18 protein-coding genes and 1 pseudogene are annotated in these 26,736 nt (G+C 57.3%); 4 read left to right on the top strand and 15 right to left on the bottom strand.

All coding sequences use genetic code 11. The features are described from left to right. Positions 1-18: 18 nt before the first annotated feature. The 13 genes and pseudogenes from EC9_RS25165 to EC9_RS25110 all read right to left on the bottom strand — a co-directional run bounded on the left by EC9_RS25165 (position 19) and on the right by EC9_RS25110 (position 15,877). A complete protein-coding gene (locus EC9_RS25165; RefSeq protein ID WP_218934434.1) occupies positions 19-738 on the bottom strand; it encodes a class I SAM-dependent methyltransferase in 720 nt (239 codons plus the stop codon). Continuing rightward, entirely contained in the window at positions 735-1,505 is a 771-nt protein-coding gene (locus EC9_RS25160; RefSeq protein WP_218934433.1) for a class I SAM-dependent methyltransferase, read from the bottom strand. The genes EC9_RS25165 and EC9_RS25160 overlap by 4 nt, the downstream gene beginning before the upstream one ends. After that, positions 1,502-2,875 carry a lipopolysaccharide biosynthesis protein gene (locus tag EC9_RS25155; RefSeq protein WP_145348741.1) on the bottom strand — a complete coding sequence of 458 codons (1,374 nt, stop codon included), beginning with the start codon at positions 2,873-2,875 and terminating at the stop codon, positions 1,502-1,504. The genes EC9_RS25160 and EC9_RS25155 overlap by 4 nt, the downstream gene beginning before the upstream one ends. Next, the gene (gene asnB, locus EC9_RS25150) at positions 2,872-4,665 is read right to left on the bottom strand and encodes an asparagine synthase (glutamine-hydrolyzing) (RefSeq protein ID WP_145348740.1); all 1,794 of its coding nucleotides are present in this window, start codon (positions 4,663-4,665) and stop codon (positions 2,872-2,874) included. Before asnB ends, EC9_RS25155 begins: the two co-directional genes overlap by 4 nt. After that, positions 4,653-5,789, bottom strand: coding sequence for a glycosyltransferase family 4 protein (locus EC9_RS25145; protein WP_145348739.1), 1,137 nt, complete (start codon positions 5,787-5,789; stop codon positions 4,653-4,655). The genes asnB and EC9_RS25145 overlap by 13 nt, the downstream gene beginning before the upstream one ends. Further along, positions 5,786-6,937, bottom strand: coding sequence for a glycosyltransferase (locus tag EC9_RS25140; RefSeq protein WP_145348738.1), 1,152 nt, complete (start codon positions 6,935-6,937; stop codon positions 5,786-5,788). The genes EC9_RS25145 and EC9_RS25140 overlap by 4 nt, the downstream gene beginning before the upstream one ends. A 77-nt stretch (positions 6,938-7,014) precedes the next feature. Then, a complete protein-coding gene (locus EC9_RS25135; RefSeq protein WP_145348737.1) occupies positions 7,015-8,271 on the bottom strand; it encodes a glycosyltransferase in 1,257 nt (418 codons plus the stop codon). Beyond that, a complete protein-coding gene (locus EC9_RS25130) occupies positions 8,268-9,347 on the bottom strand; it encodes a glycosyltransferase family 2 protein (protein ID WP_145348736.1) in 1,080 nt (359 codons plus the stop codon). Before EC9_RS25130 ends, EC9_RS25135 begins: the two co-directional genes overlap by 4 nt. A 111-nt stretch (positions 9,348-9,458) precedes the next feature. After that, entirely contained in the window at positions 9,459-10,967 is a 1,509-nt protein-coding gene (locus tag EC9_RS25125) for a hypothetical protein (RefSeq protein ID WP_145348735.1), read from the bottom strand. A 26-nt stretch (positions 10,968-10,993) separates the two neighbouring features. Beyond that, positions 10,994-12,925 carry a type IV pilus biogenesis protein PilM gene (locus EC9_RS25120; RefSeq protein WP_218934432.1) on the bottom strand — a complete coding sequence of 644 codons (1,932 nt, stop codon included), beginning with the start codon at positions 12,923-12,925 and terminating at the stop codon, positions 10,994-10,996. A 51-nt stretch (positions 12,926-12,976) separates the two neighbouring features. Beyond that, a pseudogene (locus tag EC9_RS27430) lies at positions 12,977-13,141 on the bottom strand (zinc-ribbon domain-containing protein); the annotation flags it as partial. 55 nt (positions 13,142-13,196) lie between these two features. After that, entirely contained in the window at positions 13,197-14,468 is a 1,272-nt protein-coding gene (locus tag EC9_RS25115; RefSeq protein ID WP_145348733.1) for an Ig-like domain-containing protein, read from the bottom strand. 125 nt (positions 14,469-14,593) lie between these two features. Continuing rightward, entirely contained in the window at positions 14,594-15,877 is a 1,284-nt protein-coding gene (locus EC9_RS25110; RefSeq protein WP_391556709.1) for a DUF1559 family PulG-like putative transporter, read from the bottom strand. A 1,062-nt stretch (positions 15,878-16,939) separates the two neighbouring features. On the opposite strand from EC9_RS25110, the gene EC9_RS25105 reads away from it, so the two are divergent. Together EC9_RS25105 and EC9_RS25100 are read left to right on the top strand one after the other, a co-directional pair. Continuing rightward, a complete protein-coding gene (locus tag EC9_RS25105) occupies positions 16,940-17,527 on the top strand; it encodes a hypothetical protein (protein WP_145348731.1) in 588 nt (195 codons plus the stop codon). After that, positions 17,524-19,440 carry an acetate and sugar kinases/Hsc70/actin family protein gene (locus EC9_RS25100; protein WP_145348730.1) on the top strand — a complete coding sequence of 639 codons (1,917 nt, stop codon included), beginning with the start codon at positions 17,524-17,526 and terminating at the stop codon, positions 19,438-19,440. Before EC9_RS25105 ends, EC9_RS25100 begins: the two co-directional genes overlap by 4 nt. Positions 19,441-19,473: 33 nt before the next feature. On the opposite strand, the gene EC9_RS25095 is transcribed toward EC9_RS25100, so the two are convergent. Next, positions 19,474-20,868, bottom strand: a complete 1,395-nt coding sequence (locus tag EC9_RS25095) for a DUF1501 domain-containing protein (RefSeq protein WP_145348729.1) — start codon at positions 20,866-20,868, stop codon at positions 19,474-19,476. 5 nt (positions 20,869-20,873) lie between these two features. Continuing rightward, positions 20,874-23,243, bottom strand: coding sequence for a PSD1 and planctomycete cytochrome C domain-containing protein (locus EC9_RS25090; protein WP_218934431.1), 2,370 nt, complete (start codon positions 23,241-23,243; stop codon positions 20,874-20,876). Between the two features lie 418 nt (positions 23,244-23,661). On the opposite strand from EC9_RS25090, the gene EC9_RS25085 reads away from it, so the two are divergent. Next, on the top strand, positions 23,662-24,585 hold the full coding sequence (locus EC9_RS25085; RefSeq protein WP_246105870.1) for a YybH family protein: 924 nt from the start codon (positions 23,662-23,664) through the stop codon (positions 24,583-24,585). Between the two features lie 20 nt (positions 24,586-24,605). Further along, positions 24,606-26,567 (top strand): mu-protocadherin- cell-suface protein, encoded by a 1,962-nt coding sequence (locus tag EC9_RS25080; RefSeq protein ID WP_145348727.1) that lies wholly within the window; start codon positions 24,606-24,608, stop codon positions 26,565-26,567. The last annotated feature ends 169 nt before the right edge of the window (positions 26,568-26,736 follow it).

The following is a 26,736-nucleotide window of genomic DNA, read 5'->3' as shown; positions in this document are numbered from 1 at the left end:
CTTTTCGGTCTCGTAGCATCATCGGGTCGCCATCACGTTAAATCCCGATGTCGACGCTTCGGACGCAATTGCATGATCCAGCAGCGCAATGACGGGGTAGAGCAAGAAGCAAATAGACACAAAGATCATCCCGATAAAGCAGTCGATGCCTTTTGCGCTGTAAACCAAGCGCAGTGCCGGACTGCACGTTGATTTAATGAACCCATTCCGTCGCGAGATTTGCACGTTGTGAAAGTCTGACAGCAAGTGACGCAATCCAAATTCGGTGAAACGCCAGTAGTCGTGAGGCGCATCGTGCAGTTCAAAAACAAACGGAACACTCATGACCAGCGTGCCTCCAGGTTGAAGGACGTGCCTGATTTGTTTTAGAACGACCGCGGGATCGTGCACGTGCTCCAGTACCTCGATGAGGAATACGGCCTCAAATTCTCCTTCTTGAAACAGATCATCGAGATGATGTGCGTCAGCTACGATGTCTGGCGTTCGCTCTGGTTCGATATCGATGGAGAGGCAGTTCCCTTGTTGGACCAACTTCCCGAGCTCCCCTCCGGCTCCGATCGACAACACTTTTCCCGCGAACCGAGACCGTTGATCGGTTGCAAAGCTTTGCAGATTACCCCGACTGAAGTGATTCGTAAAACGTCGCAACAGTCGATAGCAAAGACGCGCGAGGGGGAGTTTTCGCAATGTGGAATGTGTCGCTTTGGGGCGCGTTTTCTTAATGTCGATGTCTGTCACTTCGTTGTTCCCGCATCCGATGGGGTAACTTGCCGTTTGGTTCGGCAAACCGCGACTTGATTGGTGTGATGCGATCTTCCCGCAAGCCACTGTCCGAAGATCCACCGCCATGCGATAAAGCTGGCCCCAGGTAGCAACTGGGGTTGGATCGAATGCTGCACGACCTCGAGTCCGCAACGGTTCAGGAACTGAGAGAATTCCGTAGCGTTCCATTCGCGAATGTGCTCCGGATTGGTGGGCTTGCGGTTTGAAGGTCCACGCAACCTGTCTCGTTCTGGTGTGCTGATGATTATCGTTCCTGAGTTTCCAGCCAACGCGATCATCGTAGCGATCAGGCGTTCGGGACGCTGCAAGTGTTCAATCACATCGGCGCATATCACGATGTCAGCGGGGGGAATATCTGGAGCATGCAAGCGGCAGGTGTTGTCCAAGTCCACCTCGACGAATGTGCCTCTCCGGTAGGTCCTTCGGCAATAGGAGATTGCTTCGGGGCGGTCAAATCCAATAACGTTAAATTCGGCGCCGAAGAACCGCATCAACTTTGTCGCCGGACCACATCCGATGTCGTAAATGGTCGGTCGCCCTTCGTTGGAATCGGCGATTTCACGCGCGACACGATAGACATCGTATTGATATCGACTGGAGAGTCGAATTCGCTTCGGCGTCCAATACTGCTCGGCGCGTATGTTCTCCGAAACCATCGGTGGAATCGGTTGGCTATGATAGTCATCTGGCAGACAATAGTCCGTCGCATCGCTTGTCGTCATCGGATTAACTTCTGTTCCCCCTTGGGAGTCGTATCGGAATGCAATGGTGAATCGCTGGGATGGGGTTGATGAAGACGGCGGAGGACGCAACTTGCCATCGTCATCCACACAACGACTCGGCCCGTTGTAGCAATCGCCGCACCGACATTTCCCAACGTGGGTATCAGCGCCGCAAGCAGCAACAGATAGATCAACGCATCGCATGCCACCAACAACGTTTGCGTTCCTGCCATTCCCAAAGCAAGCAGGTATCCCGGGACCCAAGCCATGCAGGTTGCGAGCAACTGCCACACCAGAATCTGGAGAAGCAATCCGGATTCCTGGTAACCGGTTCCAAAGCCAAGATCAATCAGCGTCGGGGCCAGGGCCGTTGCGACGGCGCAAGAAGGAATTCCGCCCCAAAGAACAAGTTTGGTGAGGCCGCGTTGAAGTTCGCGGGTCTCATCGAAACTAGCTGCGGCAACATGCTTAGAAATCTCTGGAAAGATCGCCATGTAAAGCGGTGTGGCCATACTCGCGAGCCCATCTGCAACTTTCTTGGCTAAATCGTAGCCCCCCACAACTGCCGGGGAAGAGAAAAGACCAAGCAGCAAGACATCAGCCTTTGTCGTGATCATCCGCGTGTTGCCTGCGATACTACTGTAGAGCATAAATCGCAAGATCTTGGGGACGTCGGACCACAGGGACGGCATCGTGGAAAGGTCCCAAAGCGAAAATCCAAGTGACCGAACGGTCGAATTTCCCAACACCAGCAAAAACACTGACCCGACGAGATGGCTGGCGATTTCTGCAATCAACAAGTTGTCGATACTGGGCGAAACGGAGCAGACGATCGCCGCTGCGAGCATCCGCAATACCGCCAATGCCAATCGATACGAAGCCTGCCAGTGGAACCGATTTTCGATGCGCAGCAGGGCCGTGAGCGGTTCGTGCGGGAATTTGACCAGCGCGAGGATTCCCAGCATTCGAATCGACCCCGCGATCTCATCGGTTGGGAACAGTACGCGACTGGCGATATCAGCAACCGCGACGACTGCGCCCCATGCCAAAGTTCCGCTGACCAATTCCACCGCCAGACACAATTGCAACGTCGCGATCGACTTGGCGGGTTCGCCCTGAGCGCGATAGCGCGGCGCAAACGCGATCAACGCCTCCCAAACGCGGCAATCGCAGATTTGAATAACCGACATCACGACAGTTGTCGCAATCGCAAATGTTCCGTACGCCGTAACTCCTAAGCTGCGCGTCACCACAATTGTCTGTGCAAACATCAACGCACCAGCCAGGACCTGCGCAGCCATCAACCAGCTGGAGTTGCGTAAAACACGACGCAGCGAGGTACCCATTTTTAAAACGCTGGTCTCACTCATCCAGTCGTTGTCTCCCAAGTCGCCAGTCCCGAAGGTTCTGTTTCGCCAGTGCGGTCGACCAACAGATCGGCAAACACGTTGTGGAAGACCGATTCAACAAATGATTCAACTCGACTCGGGTGATAACCCAAGGGGATTGAAAAACCACGTTTTTTCCGGTCGATCACCACGGTGGGAAGGATGCCGCGATAGGCGTTGCGAAGTATGCCTTTGGGCATTCCGCCCTGAAATCGAAGTTGTTCTGGTAGCGAAAATGCGTACTCGATCAACGAACGACTGAGCAAAGGTACGCGAACTTCCAGTGAGTTCGCCATGCTTGTGCGATCCACCTTGGTTAAGATGTCGTCGGGAAGATAGGTGTGGAAATCGAGGCATTGGAGTCGCGTCAACAACGGCAACGAAGGCCTCCAGTGTGCGCGGAAGTACCAGTAGTCATCGTAATCCTCTGGTATCTCCAATCGCTGAGCGTATCGAGTCTTTTCTTCACGAGTCAACCCTCCCAACAGCATGGTATAAAACGCCAGTGGCGAGCTTGTTATAACGTGTCCGAATGTCAACAGTCGACGCGGAATGGATCGCCGTCGCCATTGCCGTTTTCGTCGCGCAAAGAAGCGAGCCCAGTTCGTCGGACCACGCTTGCAAATTCGTTCGAGACGCTGAAACTGCCGGTATCGGCGATAGCCACCAAATAGCTCGTCGCCACCGTCTCCCGAGAGGGCGACGGTCACCGTCTCTCGCGCAACTCGGCAAACAAGAAAGGTTGGAAACGCAGAAGAGTCAGCAAACGGTTCGTCATACCACGCCCTCAGTTGGTCGAATGAATCTCCCACCGCGTTTTTGGGTAGAGTTCTTTCGTGATGATGCGTATCAAAGCGTTCGGCCACCTTCTTCGCATACGCTATCTCGCTGTGTGAACTCTCCTCGAATCCGATAGTAAAGGTTCGGAAATCTTGGCACCGTTTTGTCGCAGAAGCGACAACCATGCTGGAGTCGATACCGCCACTGAGGAAGCAACCAACGGGTACGTCGGCAACCATCTGGTCTGCGACGGATCGATCCACCAGTTGATGAAGTTTGGCGGTCGCGTCGACAGTGGATTGAGTTGTTGAAGCTTCCAAATCGACGACAAGTTCCCAATAGGTTTCGGGACCTCGAAGCCGACGATTGGGAAGATCGAGTGTCAGCCGGCTAGCCGGAGGGAGCTTGAAAACGTTCTGGTAGAGCGACTTGGGAGTCGGCACGTAGCCATAGGTGAGGAAGTCGTACGCCGCGGTCGGATCGATCATGAGAGTCGATTGTCCGAGGAGCTCCACCACTGCCTTCAATTCCGAAGCAAAAGCAAAGTGGGTTCCGTTCCAATAGTAATACAGCGGCTTGATGCCAGCCCGATCGCGAAACAGCTTAATCTGGCGGTTCACTCTGTCATAAATTGCGATAGCGAACATCCCATCAATATGCTCGGTGAACGATTCGCCCCAATGTCGATAGGCTTCCAGAAGCACTTCGGTATCGCTTGTGGTACGGAATCTCACGCCATAGGATTCTAGTTTCTTGCGCAATGCCACGTGCCCGTAGATTTCTCCGTTAAAAACGATCCACTGCTTTCCGTCTGGGCTAGCCATCGGTTGGTTGGCGACATCGCGGATGTCGATCACAGCCAGTCGCGCAAAACCCAACGTGACCTCATCGACGGTCACGACCGCTTGCGAGTCTGGGCCTCGATGACGGATAGCTTCCACGGCACGGGCGTAGTCCCATCGCGGATCGGTTCCACCAACTAATCCACACATTTGTGATCCTCGCCGTCATCCAGAAGCGGACGCAGTACGGTATCAACCCGCTTGCTCCATGTGTGTTCTCGTTCAAACTGCTGCCGCGCAGCCTTGCCGAGCCGGTTGCGAAGTTGAGCGTCTTCCAATCGCACGATCGCAGCGAGCCATGCTTGAATGCGATCCGGCTCGACCAGAAGGCAGTTGCGGTTGTGTTCGAGGATCTCGCGAAGCACCGACAATTCGGAAGCGACGATCGCCTTGCCCGAAGACATATATTCAAAGATCTTTAATGGTGACATCCAACGACTGATATCGCCGCCGCCTGATCCAGCGACGGTCCGCTGATACGGGGCTACCAAGACATCCATCGTGGCGCGAAGACTCCCAACACGACTTGGCGGAACGAAGCCATGAGTCACCAGATTGGAAACTCCCGCGGATCGGTCTTTCAGCGTTTTGACGTCGCCGGGCCTGCCACCAACAATGTGAAATTCATGTTGCGGCATCAAGCGGGCAAGCGTCGATACGATCTCTGCTCCTTTGCCCGCATAGAGTTGACCGAGGTATCCAATTCTCAACGATCCAGGCCGCTGTTGCTGTGTCGCGGGTGCCGTCTCATCAATGAAAGGAGCCGCATCGTGGGCCACGACGGACCGGACTCTCGAAGACGTTGCAGAGAGCAGTTCGGCATAGCTGCTTTGTAATGCCTTCGAGATGACGACGAGATGAGAAAAGTTGGGAGATCGAAACAGTTGCCGTTCTACAAATTTGCGAATCCCCCCGGCTGCTGAGTGAGCCTCAAAGACCAACGGGCAGGGCGTGTTGCGACATCTCCACAGAGACCACGGGTCCCGAGCATATAGCAAATCCGGGGGGGGCATTGTGCGAATCCGTCGGGCAACGTGATTGCCAAAGAGCGCGCTTTTGACGATAGGGATCTCCGGCCGAGGAAGACGAATCAGACGGAAGCATTCGGGGACACCGTAGTAGGTAAAAGGATTCTCGGTGATGTCTACTCCCTTTCCCGCAAAGAGCGTGACATCGTGTCCGGCTTGCACGAAAGCACTACACATATGCATCGCGTGAATGCTATTTGCCGCCGTGGATGGAATGGTAGAGTTGGACAAGTAATAGAGCTTCATGGCGATTGTACCTGCGAAACCGAGTGGAAATCGCTGGGTTCCGACCGAGTCGTCATCACTTGCTGGCAGAGCAAATCTTCCCACTGACGCACCACGCGATTCGCATCGAACCGACGACGCACCTGTTCATAGGCAGATGTATGCGAAAGCAATTCCTTCGTTTTGAGTGCGCGGAGTACGGCGTTGGCGAATGCGTCCGCGTTGCCAACGGGCGTCAGGAATCCCGTGGTTCTGTGAATGACAATTTCTTCCGGGCCGTGAGGGCATTTTGTTGTGACCGCAGGGATGCCGAGTACCTGCGCCTCGATCAATGCATTGGGGCTACCTTCGTGATCGCTGCTCATCAGAAACAGATCCGCTTGCTTCATCAACGCGTGTGGGTTTCTGCGAAGCCCCAGTAACCGAACGCTCGACGTTAGTTTGAGGTGACGAATCTGTCGCTCAAGTTGTCTGCGAAGAGGGCCGTCACCACAAATCCAGAGTTCAGCGGAGACCTGGCTTCGAACCCGCGCGAAGGCCTCTAACATCAAGTCGTATCGTTTTTGCTGACATAACCGACCGACGGCAATCAGCAAGGGCCCCTCCATGCGGGGCCGAAGCGAATCGGCGCAAGTCGACTGCAGCGCCAACGCTTTGAGGTCGGTCGGATTGGGGAGCGTAGTCATTCGCTGTGCCAGTGGCGAAAAACGGGTTCGAAGCTCATCCGTCAAGCCAACCGAATTGCCGACGATTCTGTCTGCCATTGGATAGACGATGTTGGCCCCCCATGATTTCAAAAATGAGTCGTGAAGCCTCGGGCTGTTCCCGACACGTGCCACCCAACGCGGACGGGCATGGATTCCACAGAGCGCCATTCCGGTAACGACGTTTGTCGCCGCGATGTTGCTGAGAATAATCGCGGGTTGTTGTCGACGGATCAGCTGGCGAAGGCGCGCAACCGTTCGCGCCGTGTTCCATACACGTCGATGCCCTAACGTGTGCAGAGACACGTCGGCCGGCATCGCATAGCCAAGTTTATTTCGAAACAGAACCAATTCCGGCTGCAGTCGATCTCGATCGATATTGGCGAGCAGCGTGCTGGCGAAACGCTCTGCGCCACCGCAGTCAAGCGTTGTGCTAACAATCAGCAACGGGATTGGTCGACTCATTGCCGAAGCTCCTCAGCCACTCAATTGGAGAATAGCTAGCAAACGATCATGTCGAACTGAGATTCGATCGCGACGCATCAAAGATTGCTCCCCAACGGATGGGAGCATCGTTGCATGATTCGACGCATGTAATTGCCAGCGACTTGCTGCCAATCGTAATTCCTGGCGGTTGCTTCCGCGGCGGTGCGCATGCTTGGGCGATCGCAGGCGAGGGCGAGCTGTAGTTTTTCAGCTAGGTCGGCTGGGTCTTTTTCGTTGCACAACCAGCCGTTTTCGGCGTGACGGATGACGTCGGGGATGCCGTTGACGCGACTGCCGACAACGGGGACTCCTGCGGCTAGTGACTCGACGACCACCGTCGGCATTCCTTCGGTCTCGCCTCGACTGTCGATGATCGATGGGACTGCAGCAACGCGGCAACCGTGCAGCAGATCGACAATTTGATCGTGCGATTGCCGCCCTAGGAAGGTTACCAATTCGGTGAGCTCGAGCTCTTCGGTCAGCTGACGCAGGGCTGCCTCGTCGGGACCGAAACCGGCGATCACGAGCCCTATTCCTGGATGCGTTTGCTGTAGTCGTTTCAGGGCGCGGATCAGGTAGATCGTCCCCTTCTTTTCGACCAATCGTCCCACGAACAGGATGTATCGTGCGGGGAGATTCTTGTCGATCGTGTCTTCCGGTCCAGCGTTCGTGTTGGTGGCAAACCGGGCACCGTCAACGCCCATCGGCTGCAAGATGGTTCCACAGTCGTTGCCGACCAGATCGTGCAGGGCATCGCGAACGTGGCTGCCATCGGCGAACACTGCATCGCAACGTTTGATGACATAGCGGGCGATCGCTCGGCCGATGCGTAAACGTTGCAGCATGTAGACATCCCCCGCGTGTACATGCAATACAAACTTGACTTGTCGCATGCGTTTCAGCGCCCAGGCTGTCGTCAAACCTTGCGGGACCAACCAGTGCGCGTTGACGACGTCGATCCGGTGGCGTCGCACCTCGCGGCGCACCACCATCGCCTGTCGAATCAAGAAGCAGGGAGCTTGCAATTTGGCTAGCAGCGAGCCACGCAAATTGTCGCGCATGCCGCGTTGGTTGGTGATCGCCAATCGCTGGCGCGAGCGAGGCCAGAAGTAGCTGAATCGATGGACGTGCACATCGCCGATCTGTTCGTCCGTCGCTGCGCCTGGCGCATCGGGTGCCAAGACTCGCACATCTCCATGCGCGGACAATGCCTGCGCCAGATCTAGGACAAATCGTGGGATTCCGTCGTCGGGATGGATCGGGAAGGTGCTTGTTGTGATCAGCAGCCGCATCGGCGTTGCGTTTGGCTTCATATTGTTGTCGCCTGAAACGCGGGTTCGATGAGGTTTTCTCGAAGGGGCGTTGCCCGATCAAGCTCCGAACCGCTGCGCGCGTAAGCTTGTTGCCGCTGCATGTACAACAATTGCTCTTGGATCTTGCGGCTGCGGCCGATTTGATCGGCGATCAGCGCCAGTACGGCAAACGCGACTCCCATCACCGCAAAGACGCCACCAACGGTGATCAACGACGTCCAGGGGCTTGTCTGGTGGAATGTGATCCACCACCATCCGACAAACGCCAGCATGGCGACGCCAAGCCCCGAAAAGGTTACGGCGATGCTGCCGAAGAAGAGCAGCGGCCGCCAGTCGCGGAGGGCGCGGAGGATGATCGATGAGGTGCGGAAGGCGTAGTGCCACAGGTTTGATGCCACGCGGCTCTTGCCATGCTCCCGTTCGCCACGAACGACCAGCGGCACCTCGGTCATCGAGATTCTCTTTGCTGCGAGGTCGATGAAGGTTTCTTGCGTGTAGGTGAAGCTGCCAAACAAATTCATCCGCAGGGCAGTGTCGCGAGAGTAGGCGCGGAAGCCGCACGAGACATCGGTAAAACCATCGCCGCCGATGATCGCGTTGACCAACCGGCACATCATCCGGTTTCCCCAAAGTTTGATTTGGGGCATCTCGGGTAACTTTTCAACGTCTGCGAATCGCGTGCAGGTAACAAACCCATAGCGCCGCGTCAGGATCGGAGCGATCAGATCGGGGATGTCTTCAGGGCGAAATTGGCCATCGCCATCCATGTTCACGATCACATCGGCTCCGCTGCGGAGCGCGTATTCGAGCCCGGCGGCAAAGGCAGCGCCGACGCCAAGATTACGTGGATGTTGTACGACCGTTGCACCATGTTGAGTTGCGATCTCGGCGGTTGCATCGCGCGAACCATCGTCGATCACTATCACTCGAATCGAATCGATTCCATCGATTTCGCGAGGGATCCGGTCGATCACATCGCCGATCGTCCGCGCTTCGTTAAGCGCTGGAATGATTACGGCCAATCGCTGGCCGCTGACGGGTTCCACGTCGATCAAGTTGTTGTAGCGATCGTTCATCCCCCTTTTCTACTAGAGGGTCGTGAAGGATCGGTGAAGGAGGCTTAAAGATCCAGCTTTTGAGGCAGATACTCAACCTCACCAGTAGTGATACTTTCGTGCCTGCGGTCACTATTTTTCTGTGTAGAAGTCGACGGTTGGCGCATTGCTTCCCGCCACGCGCATGATCGATTCGACGAGACTACCATCGAGCGATTCGGAGTAACCTTTCAATCTTCCTGTGACCCGTAAGCGATCGAGAGTCTCGCCCAGTTGCGGCAGCGCCTGACGATACCAGTGCAAGGCGCGGCCACGACCAAAATACTCCAACAGCGGATCTTTGGCGTGTTCGCTCGCCGCCCACCATGCATCGCCTGCATGGACCATCGCGGTAGGCGTTTCGTTTGCCGTCGCCGTGCTGTCGGTGATCGCCGCTTTTGAGAGCTTTTCGTCCGAGGCGAGTCGCAGCAGGCGAATTCCTTCGTCCCAGTTGCCACGGACAAAGCAGAAGTACATTCCCACCACGGCAGCGGCTTCCGGATCGGCTGGATTGGCTTGGAGAACCTCCATCGACAGCACCGAACTCTTGTACTTGTTGTGGGCAATCTTCAGATACTTTTCTAACTGCTCCGATGCCTGCGGAGTCAGCGACTGATCTCCCAATCGGACCATGCGTCCGATCAGGTTGCAGCAGAGCGACGCGACTTTATAGTCGTCCTTTTCGATTGCGCCCGTCAGGACGCTGGTCGCCATCGTTCCAAAACCATTCACATCGACATAGCGATGGGGCGTGTAGGCGGTACCGGCGAAACGCCGAATCATGTCAAGTTGCATTTGTTCTGGATCGACAGCAAACACCTGTCGGATCTTCACATCGGCTTCTTGAGCCAGTGGTAGGTTTCCGGCGGAGCAGCCGATGGTTCGCGCAGCTTGCAAGGTCGCGTAGAGTGCGGCCGGATCGTTACTCAGCGAGTCGGCTTGTACTATCAGTAGTCGCCCCAGAGCAACGCGATCGGCAGCCGTTTTGGCAGCAGCCATTTGTTCGCTGAACAACTCGCGCAGCTTATCGCTGGCATCTTTCACATCGGCCGTTGGTGGAATCGGTGTATCGCCCGTCGGGTCTGGCGCAGCGGGGGCGAAGGATGGTGTGGTCGACGAGGCGACCCCATCGTTCCCAAAGTCCATCGCCGGAAAGTCGTCGGCGGAACCGGGGGCTGCATTTGCAGGCATGAGTCCTGGAATCGGCGGTATCGCGAGCCCCGCCGGCGTGCCCGCGGACAGCGAAACGGTTTCGGACGCAGCGACCATCGTTACGCTGGGCGCGTCCTGCGATGGAGTTGGCGCAGCGGCGGCAACGGGGGGAGCGGGTTTCGCAATTTGTGGCTTCACCGGATCGGTTTTTTTAATAGCCGGTTTCGGCGGCGCTGCCGGCGGTGTCGCTTTGGCAACCTTGACTTCCGCCTTTGCGGGTTCGGCATCTGCAGTCTCTTTTTCCGCTGCTTCCTTCTTTTGTTGTTCCGCTTCGGCCGCTTCCTTTTCACGGTCCGCGCGGCGTGCTTCGGCAAGCGCCTTGGCGCGGACCATCATGTCATCTTGCATGCTGCTGCCACAGCCCATCACCAGGAGGAGCATCGCGGTCAAGAAAATGTTAATTGTAGATTTAATGTTCATTGTTCATCCGAAAAGATGCGTTCCATAAAGCCGTGGATCTGGCAGCCTCCGCCAGTGCACCACAGTCCCTTGAGGACAAATTCGCCGAGATTCGACCGGCAGGCAGCAAACATCTGCTTCAATCGCATGTTGTAGCGGCCGAATGGCTCGTCCAGTGATTCAAATAGCGGGGCAAGTTGGGGCTGATCTACGATCGCTGCCTTCAGTTGATCGGCCTTGTCCATCGTCGCCTTTTGTTGACGCGCCAACGCACCGCTCCATAGATCGCCTCCCATATCAAACGTGCGATAGCTGAACGCGTTTTCGGTGCAGACCATCAAAATGCTTGTCTCTACACCCACGTCCAGGATCGCGATCGCGGGGGGCGTGATCGTGAACTCTTCCGTCTTTAGAACGTCGGCAAATTCAAACGTTGCCAGGTTGGCAAGCGCCACCGGTTCGACCTGCATCCCTGCCGGTTCGATCTCCACTTCACCGAAGAGTCGCATTTGTTGATCGACGACAAAATCGCGGACCCCAATGATCGCTGCGTAGCGCGGCGCGGCACCTTCGGTCGATGGATCGGCCAGCCAGTGTCGCCAGACGAGCTGCGATGGCGGGACGGGAAACTGGTGCTCCACCTCCGCTTCGATCAGTCCGTTGAGCTTCTTGTCGTCCGACGGCGGCATTTCGAGAAAACGCCCGAGCGCTTGTCGCCCGGGCGACAGGATCCAAACCGGTTCGTCTTTGAGTGGGAACTTTTCGGCTAACAGGTCCAGCTTCTCGCGGATCGCGACCGAGGCTGTCATCTCTTTGCCGGGACGCGATAGCGGTGCAGCAAATTCGAGGTATTCCGCTTCGGTTATTTTTGGCTTCGTCGCTTCATCCACCAGTTCCATCCGAACCAGCCGGATCGAGGAGGGGCCGATGTCCAGGCCCCACGCTGCTGCCGTTTGCTGTTTCTTCCGCTGCAGCAGCTTCTTGATGCCCGACGCTTGTGGCTTTCCGGCAAATCGCATGTCGTAGCGGGCCTTGCCGATCCCCTGCAATGCAGCACCAATTGCGGTGGCGAATCGCAGCGGGCGTTCCTGGATTGCCGCCGCGGCATCGCAATCGATCGATTGCAGCTTTGCCAACTGATTCACTTCGCAGCGGTAGAACTCGGGATTATCCAGGTTCCAACGCGCGTGCGCCCCACGCTCATTCCGTTCTCCTGATTCGACTCGCTGCACCAATTGCTCGTGCATCTTGATCGCGTTGGGATCATTTGGCGTCAGCTTGGTTAGCTTCTTGCCGATCTTGGCCAATGCGGGCGTGGCGTAGGGATAGCGGATCAAGTGGTTGCGGACCCAAAACAACTCGTCCAGCATCGACCGCATCTTGCGGTAGGTTTCATTTTTGGCGACGTCCGGAACGCAAGCGAGTCGCTTGTCGGCCGCAGGATATTGCCCCGACTCGCACAACTTGAGGGCCGCCTTCATCAGCTCGTTACCAACCTGCCCGGCCAGTTTGACGAACTTGGGCTGGTCGGGATTCAGGTGCAGCATGCGATCGAGCAATTCACCCGCATCTTGAAAGTCGCGGCGGGCCACCGCATCGCGGATCTCTTGCGTGAGATCCCCCTTCTCGTTCAGCGACGCTTTGGCCCGTTCGGCAAGCGCCCAGACATCATCCGACAACAGCGCGCGGGGGACCGATGAAAGGAGTTGAATCACGTCGTTCAGTCGCCCTTGCTCCGACGCAACCTTGGCTGCCGGGACCACTTGATCGACTTTGGCTGTATATTTGTCGCGGCGCTGCGTCAGCCGCTCAACCAGTTCAGTCGCTTTATCGGCCAGGTCTTGGAAACGGAAGTCGGCGGGAACCGAAGCGGCTTGAGCAAAGTAGATCGCATCTTCGTAGTTATGCTCTTTGCCAAGCTGCATCGCCCGTCGCAGCGATTCTTTCAAGTCACCGCGCGCTTTTTCGAAAGCCTCTTTTGCGCTAAATCCACAGTCGCCGCAGAAGGTGATGCCCAGTCGGATGGAGCAACCGCATTTTCGACATTTCTCATAAAGAGAAGTCCCGCAGCTAACGCAAAACTTTGCTGTCTCAGGGTTTCCGGCACTACATTTTGCGCAAGCGATACCTGCTGTCTTTATGTTTACGGAGTTGGTTGAAGTCATGCTATCCAGATTTGTCGGCGCCGAGAGGGGGGAGTGTAATTCACTTACGCGTAGCCTAGTCGGTGAGGACGGCACCCTTCAGAGGGATCACCAGGACGCCACTGGGAATCAAGTCGGATTCGATTTCAATACGCCCTTTGTTTTGTGGTGTGTTGAATATCGTCATTGGAATCCCCGCAGGAATTGCAACCGTTACCGTGTATAGTCCCTCACGCTTTTCGTTGGGAGTGATTGAAACATCAACTATCTCAGGCTCGACGCGTCCAATTCGCAAAACCTCGGGCTTTCTCCCTCCTCGGACCTTCAAGATCAGCTTCCTCTGTATGCCCTCCTCGCTAGATACCAGGCCAAGGTCAAGCCCCGATCCGACGCTTAGACCAGGGCCAAAAAGCGCGATCCGGTTCGGCATCTTCCCGCGAATGGAAATTTCGCGAACGATCTCTGCGCGATTCAGGTCGGGATCGAGTGTCGATTCCGGAGCTGGCAAAACCTCACCATCAATCGTTAGCTGCCCCGCTGGATCGCTCTCCCCAAGAATGGGGCGCGGAACCTTGAATCGCAGGACGCCGCTAACGTAACTATCAATGTTTCGAGTCGGCAGGCGTAAATGCAGGCGGAAGCCGCTACGTGCTTGGTGACCAGCCAGTTCGTCGCTGCCCAGAGGTTCGACGATCCAAACCAAATCCTCGATTGTTGACTCAAGCTTCTGGATATCGAACTCGTGATACAGTTGCGAATAGACGTCCAGGTCAAACGTACCTTCGCTGTCGGGGGTAAGGTTCGAAAAGTGTATTTCTTCACTTGACGTGGCTATCTCGGAACGCACCTTGCCTTGGACCTTCAGTTGAATCTCGGGAGTGATTGGGTCGTTTGTGCGAATGATCGCAGTCTGTTGGTAGAATTCACGAACTCGACCACTATTCCAGCTGAGGGCAATTTCAGCTGACTGGCCCGGTTCGATGATCTGCGTGGCGCCTTTGACAAGGGTGCATTTGCACGACGTCTCTCCGCCGGTCAGAATCAGCGACTCTGTCCCATCGTTGCGGATTTCGAAGGCATGGCTTCCCATGGTTAACGGATCCATCATCCCAAAGTCATGCATGGAATGGGTGGAAACGGCTTTAGGGATCGCCGCATCGGGGTCTTTGCGGATGCTTTCCAATGCAACCGACCGAGCTTTGATCTCTTGAACCTTCTGTCGGAACTCAGCTCGCTGCGATTCAGCGACCCCGTACGGTTCATAGGTTACCGAAGTTGCAAGCAGAAGGATTGGCACGAAAATAGCCGATGTAACAACACCAGCGATTAGAATTCTTTTTGCTAACATGTCAGTTTTGAACCTGTTTCAAAATCTATCAGTAGAATGAAAGATAGGACGGGGCCGAAATCCGGCCCCGTCCCGCAAAGTTTGTCTTGCAAACTAAATTACGATCGAATCAACCAAAAGTTCGATTACTCGAACTTGCCTTTGATGTACGAATCGTCGATGAACAGACCGCTGAAGAATGCTGCAGGGCCCATTTCGACGTCGCCGCTTCGGTATCCGATTGCCAGATACTGAGCTGGTGTCAAGTTGGTTGGGACGGAGAATCCAGGATTCAAGTAACGATCGTTGTTAGAGTCGAAGAATACCTTCACCGAAGCATCAGCCATGAGAACATTGGCCGAATCAGCGTGGACTGCGAACCAGTCGCGAGTGTCTTGCAAGAACAGTCCGTTGCCTTGGGTTGGAGCTGCGCACTGGATAGTCGATCCCGCGCCATTGAGCTCACACTCAGCCTGTGCGCGCAAGCTAGAACCACCAGCCATTAGCACAACCTTGTTGGTGGACGAGTCCCAGTATGCAGGACCATCATTGAACGATTCGGTCAGCAGCTCGCCCTCAGTAATGAACGAGCGACGTTCTTCTGAGCCATTTGCATAGATGTTAAAGTCAACTGCAGACGCCGGTTCATATCGCAGGTCGCCCAGCATGACGCCTTCATCAATGTCGCCAGGACCAGCGTCACCCAAGATTCCAACGTTCGCAGCTGGGACAGGGCTTCGGTCCAGTACGGTTTGGCGAAGGGCGCCCAAAGTTCCATCAAGTCCCTTGTGGTCGCCGCCGGTGTTTCCACCCGCGGTAGAACTAATCAAACTTACGGGCGCGGTCGAGGTGTCTAATTGGGTGCGGACCATGCCGCGAACCAGGTGCCAGCCCGCTGCATAGTTGGAATTGTATCCGCTTTCCAAGAAGTGCCGGGCCACCAACTCGCCACGGTTATCAGAAAAATTCGCTGTTCCCATAAATGGTGGGGTTGCTGTCAAACCACCAAACTGAGTGGTGGTGCCACACATGCCCAGGTTGAGCACGGAATCCGGTGCACCATCCTTGCTATCGTCGGTATCGGCTCCCAACAAGTCGTTCAGCTTTTCCGATCCCTTCAGTGGGTTCGACGGGCACAGCATTTCGTTGACGTTGCCCGAACCGCTGTTAACGATGTCAGCAACCCAACCAATGCTGTCCATGCATCCATCGCGACGGAAGTCGCTGGCACCGGTGCACATACGGCTTTGCGGGTCGCGGACCGAAAATTCGTTCAGCGCGATGCCGAATTGACGCAAGTTGTTCTTGCATTGGGCGTTGCGGGCTGCTTCGCGAGCTTTGTTCAAAGCTGGCAACAACAGGCCGGCCAAGATCGCGATGATTGTAATGACGACCAACAATTCGATGATCGTGAAAGCCTTACGGCTCATTCGAGATTGCATCTCTTCAATTCTCCAAATTTGTGTTAAACTGTGTTAACGCTTTTCTTTTAATTTTTCGTTTTCTAATCGTTTTCTAATCGGTTTCGGCGCGGGGCGGCGACTTGTTTCATTGAGCCGAAGCGGTCGTCGTCTCGTGCCTCTTTGCTGGCTGCCATCTACGTCAGGCTGCTAGCGGTGAATTCTCTGTGCCGAGTGCTCCTCCTTGGAACGCGAGCAAGCGTTCCTTTGCCTGGGTGTTGAAGTGGGTCAGTCGATGGTGATTCGCCGGCGCGGTTTTCTGCCAGCGATGAAGGTTGTCTTAAGAAAAGTGAACTCGTCTCTTGCCGGGTTCGTATCATGCCGAAGTCAACTCTCTGACTCCTGGGCTTTCTGAGTATTGAAGTTGGGGACTGTGAAGCTGCTGCAGTCGGTTCGGATGGTTTCTGGTTAAGAAATTCGCCTCGGTGTCGGTGTCGCGACTGCAACCGCAGTGGCTGTGAGGAAGGTTACAAAGGGGGGCACCGCCGGACAAGGATTGCACATCGACTTCTCGCGCATCCTTCACGTAACCTTCACGCTAGAGCGGCCTTTTTGAGCACTGTAGGAAACGGTGGTGTTGGTATGTGCATCTTGTTGTGATTCGCAGTCGCAAAAGTTAATCGGGAGTCAATGCGGCGCGGCAATTCGGGCGGGAGGATGTGAGTGACTGGGGGTGAAAACTCTCGGACGCAGGAAGCCCGAGGTGGAACTTGGGTCTCAAATCGTGTGAGGTTTGGATTTCCGTGGCCTCGGTCACCGAAGCCGGTTGCGATACGTAGGCGATTGACACTACAGAGGCGTCCTCTTCCGCTCGATGCGGTTTTCATCAATGCCGCGCGGTGAGTTCAGCTTTCTACTTTGTGAGTCGAGGGACACACTCAATTCTGTTCTCGGAACCCAGGCTTCATCGAAAATTAACTACTGCCTGGGTACGGTCGACGCGGAAGATCCGATACAACGCGCTGTTTCGTTTGAGCAATGGTGTACCGTTGTAAAGGCGATTTTTCTTTCCGCTATTCAAGTTGTTCTCCTATGTCTTCACGGTTCCTTGGGATCGATTCACGAGCGATCTTGGCGTTGCTGGTCGTGGTGTTGGCAAATTGTTTGACGGGTTGCGGTGGCGAGTCGGATTTGTTGGCCGAGGCGAAAAACAAAGCAACCGCTGCGGTGACCGATATCGCTGATGCGGCCAAAGATGTGGCGCAGCAAACGGCAACGGACCTGACCGGTGCAAAGCCAACCGCCACGGTGACGATCGACCAAGTTTACGAAGAGCTTGGGTGTCGGATATTGTTTCAAACACTAGCCGATGGGCGTGGCGGGATCTTGCAGGTGATGAACTACCACAACGAAGAGGAGGCCGAAGGGAAGATTACCTATCTGATTCATGCACCGGTCTACGAAGCGACTTTTGATGAACTGGCAGGCCGGCAGATCTCCGGCCGTTTCTTTTTTCAGGCGGGGGATCAGGTCTGGTATTCCCCCGACGCTCAACCGGTGCAGTTGACGATAGAAAAAGGGATCTTGCAGCAGACACTCACGCTCGATGGCACGCTCACTCTTGCAAACGAAAATCGGACGATCGCTGTCACCGGTACTTTCACAGGGCCACTCGAATGATGAAACGGTTACTTTGCAAAAACCTTGCACCGCGAATGCTGACGGTGGCGTGGGGCAAGTTGAAGGTTCTCAGTCTGTTGGGAGTCGTGTCGGGATCCATGTTTTGTTCGGTCGGGTTCGCCGATCCGACGGAAACGGACGTGACTGCGTCGCTGGATGTCCACCAAGCATGTCAGCACAGCGGGCAGCTAGCCGCTGCGTGTGCCCAGATCGACAATCTCTTGACGCCTCGTATGCCGTTGTACCAACAGGCGATTGCCACACCTGAAAAATTGCCGATCAATGAACTAGGGCCGGTATACGCAAAAGCGATGCAGTTGCAGCGGTATGCAGCGCTGTTGGTCATTAATGCGGAACCTGCCGGTGTCGACTACCAATTGCGAGCTCAGAGTCATCTGAAAACGGTGCGCGATGCTTTCGAAGCCGCTCGCACCACCGAGCGTGGAAAGCGGCAGAGCGATCAGGCGCGACAGCGTTTGGAGCAACAAATGCCAGCGATCCAAAAGCTCGGAAAAGAACTGGAGTCTTTGGCGGCTCGATCGCAGTGGTCGGTGGCGGAAGCGAAATACCAGGCTGGCATCGACTCGCTCTATCCACTGTTGGGTTGGCTGACAGGTAGCTCGACGCGAAAGTACGTTCAGCCGTTGGCCATCACGTCGAAGATCGATGCAGCGCTGCGTCCGGTGCGGATCGAAGCTGCCAAGCAACAGCTGACCGCAGCAATCCAAGCGGTCGCTCCGGACGTTGGATCTTTGGCGACCGACATGGAAACCGCGGTCCGCGAAGTCGGCGACTCCGGAACTTGTACGATTGGCGGCAAGACGCTGTCGGGGCCCGAGGCGATTCTGGTGCTCGTCAATCGCTGGCACGCGATGAGCGTCGCTTGTGCACGTTGTCGAGCCATCGAATGGGCGGCGATGACAACCGGCCTGCGTTTCCCCACCCCCGCGGGCTATGGAGACGCTCGTGGCGAAACGGAAGATCCGGGAGGCCGCTGGTTGGTCGCGATCGATGAGACGCGAGCCTACATGCACGCCTCGTTGGCTCAGTTGATCGAAGCCGATGCAAAGCGAGTTTCCGCCGGTGAAGCGCTGGCACTCTACCGCAATTATATCGATGCGATCGCTCAGGCCTCCCAGCAGCTTCCGCCGAAAGATCGCTATCTCATTTTTGACGCTGCGTTAGATTCGCTAGTTGCCAAAACGGGGGACGCCGCCGCGACGATTTCTGGCGAGCGAGCCGCTTCACGCGAGCTGTTGCGATGGCGAGGCCGCGTCGCCGATGCGGAAGCCGGTCGTCGGCAAAACGAGTTTGTGCCGCTCGCCCGTGCGTTCCGCAAGCAAACGGCTGAAGAGGGAGGCTATCGCGGGTTTGTCCCACCGATCGGCACGCCTCAACATTCGCCACGATTGCGGGCTGCACTTACCGAAACGATGCCGGAGTCCGCGACGCGACTCCTAGGGCAAAACGTCTCCACCGCTGCGGCTCGGCCTTTCACGATCGAAGGGGTGCAGTTTGTCAGCCGTTACGACGGCGAGGCCTTTGCCACGGTGAAAGCAAGCGTCGACCTGGAACCCTTTGCCGAATCGCTGCGACAAGATCTGCGGCTCTCTCCCGACCAAGCTCCTTGGTCGTGGGATGCGATCGCAGCTCTGAATTCCACACACGGGCGCGCTGGCGGCTACGGCCAACACTTCGCTGCCGTCGGCGGGCCGATCCGAGCGATTCGGATTCGTTCGATGATCACTGGGATCGCCGCCAATCCAGCGATTGGCAATCATCTGGATTGCGGTGAGGTGCCGGTCCGCGGTGCGATGGACGACTTTGAACTCGGGCGCGTGATGCTCGAATGCGAGGTCGAGGCCCAATGGGTTCAGCACGAATATTTTGTCGCGGATGTTCCGAAGCAATGAGTGTCGGACCGCTCGTTCACTTCAGCTCAGCGGTCAAGCGATGATCTCTTCGACGATGCGGCCGTGGACATCGGTCAGGCGGTAGTCGCGGCCGGCGTAGCGGTAGGTCAGGCGCTCGTGATCGAGGCCCAACAGGTGCAGGACGGTGGCGTGCATGTCGTGAACGTGCATCTTGTCTTGGACCGCTTTGAATCCAAAGTCGTCGGTCTCGCCGTAGGTCATCCCGCCGCGAACGCCGCCGCCAGCCATCCACATCGTGAAGCCGTGGTGATTGTGATCGCGTCCGTTGCCGTTTTCCGACGTCGGCGTCCGGCCAAATTCGCCGCCCCAAATCACCAGCGTGTCCTCCAGCAAGCCGCGCTGCTTCAGATCGCCCAACAGCGCCGCTGTCGGTTGGTCGATGTTCTTCGCCAACTTTTTGACACTCTCGTCGTGCTTGGAGTGCGTGTCCCAGGGCTGTCCGTTGCCGTAATACAGCTGCACAAAACGGACGCCTCGTTCGACTAAGCGGCGAGCCAACAGGCAGCCGTTGGCAAAGTGACCGGAGCCATAGTTCTCGCGGGTCGTTTTTGATTCTTGATTCAGATCAAAGGCGTCGTTGGCTTGAGTCTGCATCCGATATGCAGTCTCCATCGATTGCATCCGCGCATCCAAAGCCGGGTCGCTGCCACGCATTTCGCGATGGGCGGTGTTGAGCTTCTGCATCAGGTCCAGTTGACGTCGCTGCGCCTGGCGATCCCATTGTTCGTTCCGCAGGTAGGGAACCATTTTGGCGGGATCGAGGTTGGAGTGATTGATATAGGTTCCTTGGTGAGCCGACGGCAGGAAGGCGCTGTTCCAAAGGATCGAGAACCGGACCGGTCGCCCCGGACACAAGACGACGTACCCGGGCAGGTTTTGGTTCTCGGTCCCCAGACCGTACAGGAACCAAGCGCCCATGCTGGGGCGGGTCGGCAGAATCGTGCCGTTGTTCATCTGCAGCAGCGCCGGGCCGTGGTTCGGATTGTCGGCGTGCATCGATCGCAACACACAGATGTCGTCGATATGCTTGCTCAGATGTGGCAGCAGGTCGCTGACCGGAACTCCACTCTTTCCGGCGGGCTTGAATTTGGCTGGCGATGCCAGCAGGTTGCCGGTCTTCCGCTCGGTAACCAGATCCGCCTCTGCCGGCCGCTGCCCCGCAAACTTGTTCAGCATCGGCTTGGGGTCGAACAGATCGCACTGAAACGGACCGCCGTTCATGAACAGATGGATCACGCGTTTCGCTTTGGGCGGATTGTGCAACACGCGGCCCCCAGCAGTTGCGGCCGCCGCGGCGGGCTGAGAGAGCATCGAGGCTGCGCCCAGCATGCCCATGCCGCCACCAAGCGTCTGCAACAGGTTGCGGCGATCGATCGAAGTGGCTTCGGAGTTCGATGGAGGTAGCATGTTGGTCAGTCCACAAAAAGGAATTCGTTACAACCTAAGACCGCATGGGCGTACTGTCGCCATGCGTCGCTGGTCGGATCGTCGGCTTGATCCGCAAGAAATTCAGTCGCCAATTCGACCTCGTCCGCTGTCGCCGGCCGGCCGAACAACAACCGATGCGTCCGATCGATCTGCTGCGTCAAGTCGCCTGGCGTCTCGCGGACGATCCGCTTTGCCAGCGTGTCGGCTTGCCCAGCCACAAACGAACTGTTCAGCAAATACAGCCCCTGTAGCGCCGTCGTCGTGGCGATCCGCTGGGGGCTGTGCCCGTTGGGGTCGGGGAAGTCGTGCAGCTGCAAACCCTTGGACATATCGCGGCGGTGAACCGTCGAATAGAGGGTCCGGTAGTGGTTCTTGCTGTCGTCAAACGAAACCGATTCGCCGGGAGTGGTCGCGTCCAACTGGCCGCTGGCGGTCAGCATCGCATCGCGCCACGCTTCGATATCCAGGCGGCGGCGATTCATGCGGCCGAGCCAACGATTGTCGGGATCGATCTGTTCCTGTTCGGCCGATCGTTGGCTGGCTTGACGATACGTTGCCGACATCACGATCTCGCGATGCAGCCACTTCAGCGACCAGCCGTTGGCGACGAACCGAGCCGCCAGATCGTCCAGCAATTCGGGGTGCGTTGGTCGTTCGCCCAGCTGGCCAAAGTTGCTTGGGGTCGAGACCAGTCCGCTGCCGAAGTGGGCGAGCCAAATCCGGTTGACGATCACGCGAGCGGTCAGCGGGGCGGCCTGCCGCGTGATCGCATCGGCCAGTTCCAAGCGGCCGCTTCCCTGTTGGAACGGCGTCGGTTCGTCCGACGACAGCACGCTCAAGAAGCGACGCGGAACGACCGGTCCCAAGCGATTGGGATTTCCGCGGATGAACAGATTCAGATCTTGCGAGCCCGGTTTGTAATCCAGCCGCGTGCCATCGTGATTCGTTGGCCCCGCCGGGACGACATACAGCGATTCCTCGCTAACCGCGGTGGCTAGCGGATCGCTGTAGCCAGGCGTCGATGTAGCCAGTTTGTTTTTGGCGGCCGTGAGTTTGTCGATCTCCTCTTTGGGCAGCGGCTTCTTTTTCTTGAGCGCTTTGATTTTGGTTCCCAGCCGAGCGACCTCGAGTTTCGCCAATCGGATCGGCTCATATTCCTCTTCCGAAATGGTCGGCCTCGCGGTCAATCGACTGCTGGCGATGACGCCGGCCAAGGCGTAATAGTCTTCGGTGGTTATCGGGTCGAATTTGTGGTCGTGGCAGCGGGCGCAGGCGACGGTCAGCCCCAAGAAGGTCCGCGAGATTGCGTCGATCCGCTCCTCCCACTCATCGGCAACGATCACCTTGATGATCTCGCAGGGAAGCTGCAGTTCTTTCCAATAGGTTGGACTGAGTCCCAGGAAGCCGAGCGCGGCGATATCCTCGGGCTCGGTCTCCGGCATCATGTCGGTCGCCAATTGTCGACGAACAAATTCGTCGTACGGCATGTCGGCGTTCATCGCGCGGACAACCCAGTCACGATACAGGTGCGCCTTCCCCTCTTGGTTCAACCACGACGCGGTCGCATCGGTGTAGCGAGCTAGGTCGAGCCAGACACGGCCCCAACGTTCGCCGAAGGCGGGCGACTGCATCAAATCGGTGACAAGCCGTTCGTACGCGTCGGGTTCGTTGTCATTAACAAATTGTTCCTGCTGCGCTAGGGTTGGCGGCAGGCCGGTCAGATCGAAGGCCAAGCGACGCAGCAGCGTCCGCCGATCGGCTTCGTCCGCCGGATGCAAACCGGCCCGTTCTTGAGCGGCCAGCACAAACCAATCGATCCGTTGTTGTGGCCAAGCGGCGTTGGCGACCTCCGGCAACGGCGACTCTTGCAGCGGTTGGAACGACCAGAACTCGCGGCCCTGCTGGATGTCGATTCCCGCGGCGGGAGCGGGATCGTCGCTGGCGGCGGCTGGAAAGGGAGCGCCGCGAGAAACCCAGTTGGTCAGTTCGGCGATGTCGCGATCGGACAGTTTGCCCTTGGGGGGCATTTCGTAGTCGTTGTAGTGGATCGACGAGATCAACAGACTCTCGTCCGGTTTGCCCGGCACGACGCTTGGTCCGCTGTCGCCCCCCTCCAAAATTCCGGATCGACTGTCGAGTCGCAGACCGGCGTGCAGCGTCTTCGAATCAGCCGAATGGCACTCGAAACAATGCTGGTGCAGCAGCGGTCGGATCTTCCGCTCAAAGTATTCGATGTCGGCAGGAGACGGATCTCCGTGCGGCGGACTCGATTCGGCGGCGAGCGCCAAGCCGGCATTGGTCGCAAAGATCAACAGCAGCGCAATTTTGAAAATTGAACGCGGTGATACGCTCATCAGCGAAGCCCTCTGGGAAAGGTGAGGCATGGGGCGGGCGATAGTTGCAAGCGCGAAGACGCTCGGCGGGTGGGAGGGGGAAGGTTTATTGTAACATTAATATTCGGCTGTTGCCTTACGAAGAATCGATTTTTCCAGGGCAAGTCACTGTTTCAAACGGGATCGTCTCGGGGAATTGGCAACCCGACGCGTAAGCGAGCAATTCACGCGGGGGCTCGGTTTACGCGCCGGGTTACCAATGGTGCCTGACCTCAAACGGTGAATGGCCCCATCAATTTTTCCTCCCATCGCCTGCGGAGGACCCTATACTTAGTTGGCTCAATAGCTGAACAGTTCTTGCTGGCCAATCTGCACCCCAACTAGGACCTTGCCGCGTCGTGGCGTCGTCCGCTCATCCGACTTCTGAAGAGACCACAAAATGAGATCGATGCATTGTTTCGCTTGGCTCCTAACCTCTGTATTGGCAATTCCAAGCGGTGTCGCGGTGGGAAGCGAAGAGGCGGTTCGGGCCGCGATCCAGAACTATGTCGTTGCCTTTAATGCCAAGGATTTCGATACGGTTTCGAAAGCTTGGTCGGAAAACGCGACGCACATGGATCGCAACTTAGCCGAACGCACCGATGGCCGCGATCTGATCGTTGGCGATATCAAGACGCTGTTCGAAGAAGAAGCACCGATCAAGATCTCCGGCACGGTTGAGCATGTGCGAATGATCACCGATAGCATAGCGAGTGTCGACGGCCAGGTTGCTGTCACCAACGGATCGAACGCCCCGGTCTTCAACCAGTTTTCGGCGATCATGAAGAAGCAGGGGGACCAGTGGTTGATCGATTCGATGGAAGAGATGCTGACCCCGACGCCGGCATCGGCGGGCAATGCGATTTCGCAGCTGGAGTGGTTGGTCGGATCGTGGCAGGACGCTGACACCGAATCGCCCGTTCGCGCAACGGTTCGCCGATCGATCGGCGGGTCGTTTCTGATCCGATCCTTCCAAGCGACTGCCGACGATGGCAGCGTCGCGCAGAGCACGCAGATCATCGGATGGGATCCGATCCGGCAGCAATTGCGTTCGTGGACGTTCGACGCCGACGGATCGTTTGGCGAAGGGATGTGGAGCCGCAACGGCGACGAATGGCTGATCAAAGCGACTCAGACACTGGCAGATGGCCGGACCGCTTCGGGAACTTACATCCTGACCCCAGAATCGAATGACGCGTTTGCTGTCCAATTGGTCGGCCGCGAGATCGAAGGCGAACTGCAGCCTTCCACCCCATCGGTCATGGTCCGGCGCGTCGAAGTAAGCGACGCGCCGGAAGCCACCGTCACAACCACGCAACAATAATACAACGAAAGTTTGAATCCATGAAAAAGCGAATCATCTTTGTTTGCGCGTTGCTGGTGCTGCCCGTCTACGATGGGAACCTCACGCTGGCAGGCGGATTCCGCGGCGGCGGCGGTGGTCACGGTGGCGGCGGCGGTGGACGCGTCGGCGGCGGCGGACGATCGGCTAGCATGCCACATCTCGGCGGCGGCGGTGGCGGAGGTCGGCCCTCGATGCCGTCGCGTCCCTCCATGCCATCGACTCGGCCTTCCATGCCATCACGTCCTTCGATGCCGTCGACGCGACCTTCAACGCCATCTCGGCCATCGACTGGCAACCGGCCCAGCCTGCCTTCGTCACGCCCGGGCGACTCGGGATTCGGCGGCGGCTTTAGCGGTGGACTGAAGCCTTCGAAGCCGAACTTCCCTGGAAATCTCGGCGGTGGCGGCGATCGTCCCGGATCGAACCGCCCCTCCAAACCGCCTGGCAACTCGGGGGATCGTCCCGGATCGGACCGGCCCTCCAAACTGCCCGGCAACTTGGGCGATCGCCCCAGCTTCCCTAGCCTTGGCGGCCACGGACGCCCCTCGACGCTGCCCGGTCAAATCGACCGGCCCGGTTCGGGGAACCGACCCGGCGGCAACGACCGCCCCGGTTCGGGCAACCGTCCCGGCGACAACGATCGGCCTGGTTTCGGCAACCGACCTGGCGGCAATGACCGGCCTGGTTTTGGCAACCGCCCCGGTCACAACGACCGACCTTCGGCAGGGGACTTGGGCGACTTTTTAGGTCTCGATGGCGGGGTACGGCCAGGGCCTAAACCTGGGAATAAACCGGGACACAAGCCGGGACACAAGCCGGGACACAAGCCGGGACACAAGCCGGGACACAAGCCGGGACACAAGCCGGGCCCTAAACCTGGCGATGTGGGCGATCGTTATCCCAATCGCCCCGGCAACCGTCCCGGTGGCCCCGATCGGCCGGGCGATCACCGTCCCGATCACCGCCCAGGACATCCGGGGCACATCCCCCCTGGAACCGCTGGTCGGCCGGGCTGGAACAATCGCCCGATCAACATTGGCAACATCGGAATCGGCAACACGGTGATCAACAACCGTCCGTCATGGGTCAACATCGATCGGAACAACATCGTTTCCATCGAGAAGCGTTGGGACCGGCAGATGGGCGGCCTGCATGGCTGGGCTGGCAGTCGGCCTGGCCGCGTCAATTATTGGCACGGCTGGGGCAACAACGTGCGAACGCGTTGGACCGGTTACCACCATCACCACAACTGGTTCCACGGCGACTGGTGGTATCGGCACCCCAGTGGCGTCTGCCGATGGCACTATTACCATCGCTTCAACGACTATCCGTGGGGCTACTGGTGGCAGCGGCCGACCTGGAACGTCGCGTCGTCGTGGTTCAACTGGACCGCGCCAGCCACCGTTTGGTCGGAACCGATCTATTACGATTACGGCAGCGGCGGCAACGTGACCTACGAAGACAACCGCGTCTACATCGATGGTGAAGACGTCGCGTCGGCGGATGAATTTGCTCAAAGCGCCGCGGTGCTTGCGACCGTTGAGCCACCGGAGTCCGAAGAAGCGGCCGACGAAGCGGAATGGTTGCCGCTTGGAACCTTTGCGCTCTCGACCAGCAAATCGGATGTCGAACCGACGCGGATCATCCAGTTGGCGGTCGACAAATCGGGAGTCGTTTCGGGGACGTTGTACAACACCGAAACCGATGAATCGGCGGCGGTCCAAGGTCGCGTCGATAAGAACACCCAACGCGTCGCGATGCGGATCGGGGAGAGCGACAAGGTGGTCGCCGAAACCGGTCTCTATAACCTGACCCAAGACGAAGTCCCACTGTTGGTTCACTTCGGTCCCGACCGCGTGGAGAACTACATCCTGGTCCGTTTGGACGAACCCGAAGAGGACGAGGATGCGGACGACGCAGGCTCCGACGACGACGATTCGCTCGACAAGGGAATCTTCTAGGTCGAAGTTCGACGACTGACATCGACGAGAGATCTTTGCCAACTCTCGTCGAACGCTCTCGCGCTCCCGCTGAAAGATCGCTCCGCAATGCCGGAGCGATCGGAGCGTGGATCGCGAATTTGCTAGCAAGCGACTGCGGCGCCCGCTCGCCGCAGTCCCTCTGGAACCG

The sequence above is a fragment of the Rosistilla ulvae genome (assembly GCF_007741475.1).
Lineage (GTDB): Bacteria > Planctomycetota > Planctomycetia > Pirellulales > Pirellulaceae > Rosistilla > Rosistilla ulvae.
This window is presented reverse-complemented; position numbering and strand designations above follow the sequence as displayed.

Excerpts from the sequence above, each read along its gene's own strand:
- EC9_RS25160 (WP_218934433.1), bottom strand. The coding sequence starts at position 1,505 with ATGACGACAAGCGATGCGACGGACTATTGTCTGCCAGATGACTATCAT.
- EC9_RS25145 (WP_145348739.1), bottom strand. The coding sequence starts at position 5,789 with ATGAAGCTCTATTACTTGTCCAACTCTACCATTCCATCCACGGCGGCA.
- EC9_RS25155 (WP_145348741.1), bottom strand. The coding sequence starts at position 2,875 with ATGAGTGAGACCAGCGTTTTAAAAATGGGTACCTCGCTGCGTCGTGTT.
- EC9_RS25105 (WP_145348731.1), top strand. The coding sequence starts at position 16,940 with ATGTCTTCACGGTTCCTTGGGATCGATTCACGAGCGATCTTGGCGTTG.
- EC9_RS25135 (WP_145348737.1), bottom strand. The coding sequence starts at position 8,271 with ATGAAGCCAAACGCAACGCCGATGCGGCTGCTGATCACAACAAGCACC.
- EC9_RS25080 (WP_145348727.1), top strand. The coding sequence starts at position 24,606 with ATGAAAAAGCGAATCATCTTTGTTTGCGCGTTGCTGGTGCTGCCCGTC.
- EC9_RS25095 (WP_145348729.1), bottom strand. The coding sequence starts at position 20,868 with ATGCTACCTCCATCGAACTCCGAAGCCACTTCGATCGATCGCCGCAAC.
- asnB (WP_145348740.1), bottom strand. The coding sequence starts at position 4,665 with ATGTGTGGATTAGTTGGTGGAACCGATCCGCGATGGGACTACGCCCGT.
- EC9_RS25115 (WP_145348733.1), bottom strand. The coding sequence starts at position 14,468 with ATGTTAGCAAAAAGAATTCTAATCGCTGGTGTTGTTACATCGGCTATT.
- EC9_RS25140 (WP_145348738.1), bottom strand. The coding sequence starts at position 6,937 with ATGAGTCGACCAATCCCGTTGCTGATTGTTAGCACAACGCTTGACTGC.
- EC9_RS25130 (WP_145348736.1), bottom strand. The coding sequence starts at position 9,347 with ATGAACGATCGCTACAACAACTTGATCGACGTGGAACCCGTCAGCGGC.
- EC9_RS25100 (WP_145348730.1), top strand. The coding sequence starts at position 17,524 with ATGATGAAACGGTTACTTTGCAAAAACCTTGCACCGCGAATGCTGACG.
- EC9_RS25110 (WP_391556709.1), bottom strand. The coding sequence starts at position 15,877 with ATGAGCCGTAAGGCTTTCACGATCATCGAATTGTTGGTCGTCATTACA.
- EC9_RS25085 (WP_246105870.1), top strand. The coding sequence starts at position 23,662 with ATGAGATCGATGCATTGTTTCGCTTGGCTCCTAACCTCTGTATTGGCA.
- EC9_RS25090 (WP_218934431.1), bottom strand. The coding sequence starts at position 23,243 with ATGAGCGTATCACCGCGTTCAATTTTCAAAATTGCGCTGCTGTTGATC.